The following is a 2,507-nucleotide window of genomic DNA, read 5'->3' as shown; positions in this document are numbered from 1 at the left end:
CAATTACGGCGTCCAATCCAGCGGGCAGGTCAGGGCGTAGGTCGAGGGGGCGTGGGGGCTGGTCGGCCAGATGTGCTCCGATCAGGGCGGCTTGGTCGCTGCGGACGAAAGGTAGTTTTCCGGTGAGCATTTCGTAGAAGGTGCAGCCGAGGGAGTACACGTCGGCGCGGTGGTCGGTGGGGATCTGGTTGCCGAAGCGTTCGGGTGCGGTGTAGGCGAAGGTGGCGGTGACTGAGAAGGTGGCAGTGTCGTCAAGGGTTCGGGCGATGCCGAAGTCGGTGAGTAGTGCGCGCTCGCCGTGGCGGGGATCGTGCTCGATCAGCAGGTTGGCGGGTTTGACGTCGCGGTGCAGCACACCTCGTTCATGTGCGAAGTCGAGGGCGTGCGCCGCGTCGGTGATCAACCGGACAGCTTGATCGACGGGTAATCCCCGGGGTGTCGAGGTGAGCAGGGCGGCGACGTCGCCGCCCTCGATCAGTCGCATGGCCAGCCATAGCACGTCATCTGCATCACCGCTCCAGTCGAGGACGGAAACGATGTTCGGATGCTCGAGTTCGGCCGAGAGAGCAGCTTCCCGTGCGAACGCGGTCCGCGATCTCGGTGTCAGCGCGAACGCGTCGTTGAGCGCTTTCAGCGCCACCATCCGGTTCAGTCGCGGATGCCGCGCCCGGTAGACCACACCCATTCCACCGGCACCGACGACGCCCTCGATCACGTAGCCGGCGAACTCAGCCCCTACCTGTAACACCACCGAACAGATCTCCCATGTCGAACCCACTACACCTGGTGAAAGCTGTTGTGAATCAACCGAACCGATGGCGAGAGCGCGAATCGATCCGATGGCCGGAACGCCAGGGCCTGGCCGCGCCCGATGTCCACCACCGAAACCACACTGAAGGCTGCGTCAACAGTTGAGGCAGCAGGGGCAGCGGGTCGAAGTAGTTCACTCGTTCGGTCGCTTTACCATCCGCCAGGGTGAAGCGGTCGACGTTGGGCCATTCGAGAACCTGGCGACCGGCGCGAGCGTGCAGCCGGAATTCGATGAACAGCAACTGGTCGTCGCCGTGCCATCGGTCGACGGCGGCCCGCAGGTCAGGCAGAAACGTCCAGATTCGCCGGAACTCTTCCTGTGCCGCCGCGATGCCGCGCATCGGGCGAGACAGCGGCTGAATGAGCACCGCGTCGGGATCCAGTAATTCGGGCAGCCGTTGCGGTGACGGGTCACGCCAGAAGTCGGCGAATCGCGCGACGAACTCGGCAGCGTCGGACATATCTAACACTCCTGGGAGATCGTGCCGCTCGTCTCGGTCGGTGGTCTAACGCCGCCCGTCGGCCTGATGGCCGTCGAGGTCGGCCTGCTGCAAGTCCTCGAGCCGTACCTGCGGGGCCACTGTTCTGACGTAGGCGAACAACTCCGTCGGCGCGGGGTGATAGTTGTGCGGATAGAACTGCTGGACCGGTTCGCCTCGGCTCGCGATGGACACCTGCAGCAACGGCCGATAGGTGATCGATTTGCCACCGGCGGACTTCGTCGTGAGTTGGTGGGTGCGAACAGACATCGCCACGATGCTCGACCAGGGGTGCTTCTCCACGTTGCCGAGCTCGAGTCGGAGTCTGCGGGTCAGCGTCAGCCCGGCCGCGTCGGCGATGAGCGTGGGTTTGCTCAGCGCGCGGTATTCCATTCGAATCGCCCACAGCATCACCAACAACGGAACGGCCAGGATGACGCTGAGCGTGACGTAGCCACCATCTGGATGCACGATACCGAACAGAACCGCCAAACCCAGTGCGGCCACAATGATCCAGAACCTGGTGATCCGGCGCTTCACCGCGTCGGTCATTTGGCCGGTGACACGTACACCGGCGAAAACGTTATTGTGTTGCGGTACAGGGTGATTCAATGCCCTTGCTCCGGATTCGAGACGAGGCAGCCGCCGAACCGCATCGGTGGCCGCTCACTGGCTGCAGATCTTGACGTAGTCGAGGCCGGGGCCGGTTCGCGACCACAGCGTTTCAACGCGCGAGGTTGCGCATCGGTATCGGTCGAGTGGTTCACAGCTCACCCCGCGCTACGTTGCCAGGTCACCGCGCCATGCCTATTCGACGCATCGGCCTGTGCCGCGGGCAGAGGCGGGACGATCGTGGTCGCGGGCACGGCCACCAGATCGGCGTGAACAGCATTCACGAATCCCCCCTCCCCCCGCAAGCCACGAACGTACTTGTCGCCCAAGCGGTTCGACCAGCAACGTTCAGCATACACTATGAATATAGTGCAGGGACATTAAATGCAGTGCCCAGTCCGGCTTCGGGCCCCGCCAGCTTCTCCGGCAGGGCTCTTGCACTGGGCAGCACATGTCCTCGGTTCGGGACGCGGGATGGCTTGGCCGCTAACGCGTTCCGCGCCGCGCATGTCGTTCAGTCCCACTCGCGTCGGTGGGGATTGGTTTGGCGATTCGACAATGACGAACAGCTCCTGCCCGTCCTGGTACGCCGTCACCGTGCGGTTG

3 protein-coding genes are annotated in these 2,507 nt (G+C 63.7%); all 3 read right to left on the bottom strand.

What is annotated here, in order from left to right; all coding sequences use genetic code 11:
* Positions 1-751 (bottom strand): serine/threonine-protein kinase (locus tag ACWELQ_RS43590; RefSeq protein ID WP_452402834.1); only part of this gene is annotated, 751 nt, incomplete at its 3' end.
* 52 nt (positions 752-803) lie between these two features.
* Positions 804-1,271 carry a nuclear transport factor 2 family protein gene (locus ACWELQ_RS43585; RefSeq protein ID WP_452402833.1) on the bottom strand — a complete coding sequence of 156 codons (468 nt, stop codon included), beginning with the start codon at positions 1,269-1,271 and terminating at the stop codon, positions 804-806.
* A gap of 45 nt (positions 1,272-1,316) precedes the next feature.
* The gene (locus tag ACWELQ_RS43580; RefSeq protein WP_452402832.1) at positions 1,317-1,841 is read right to left on the bottom strand and encodes a hypothetical protein; all 525 of its coding nucleotides are present in this window, start codon (positions 1,839-1,841) and stop codon (positions 1,317-1,319) included.
* Positions 1,842-2,507 lie beyond the last annotated feature (666 nt).

Source organism: Nocardia sp. NPDC004722 (genome assembly GCF_053601505.1).
Note: the sequence above shows the minus strand (reverse complement) of the source record. Positions and strands in the feature narration are given on the sequence as shown.

Bases quoted from the DNA above. Each gene is read 5' to 3' on its own strand.
- ACWELQ_RS43580 (WP_452402832.1), bottom strand. From the start codon at position 1,841: ATGACCGACGCGGTGAAGCGCCGGATCACCAGGTTCTGGATCATTGTG.
- ACWELQ_RS43585 (WP_452402833.1), bottom strand. From the start codon at position 1,271: ATGTCCGACGCTGCCGAGTTCGTCGCGCGATTCGCCGACTTCTGGCGT.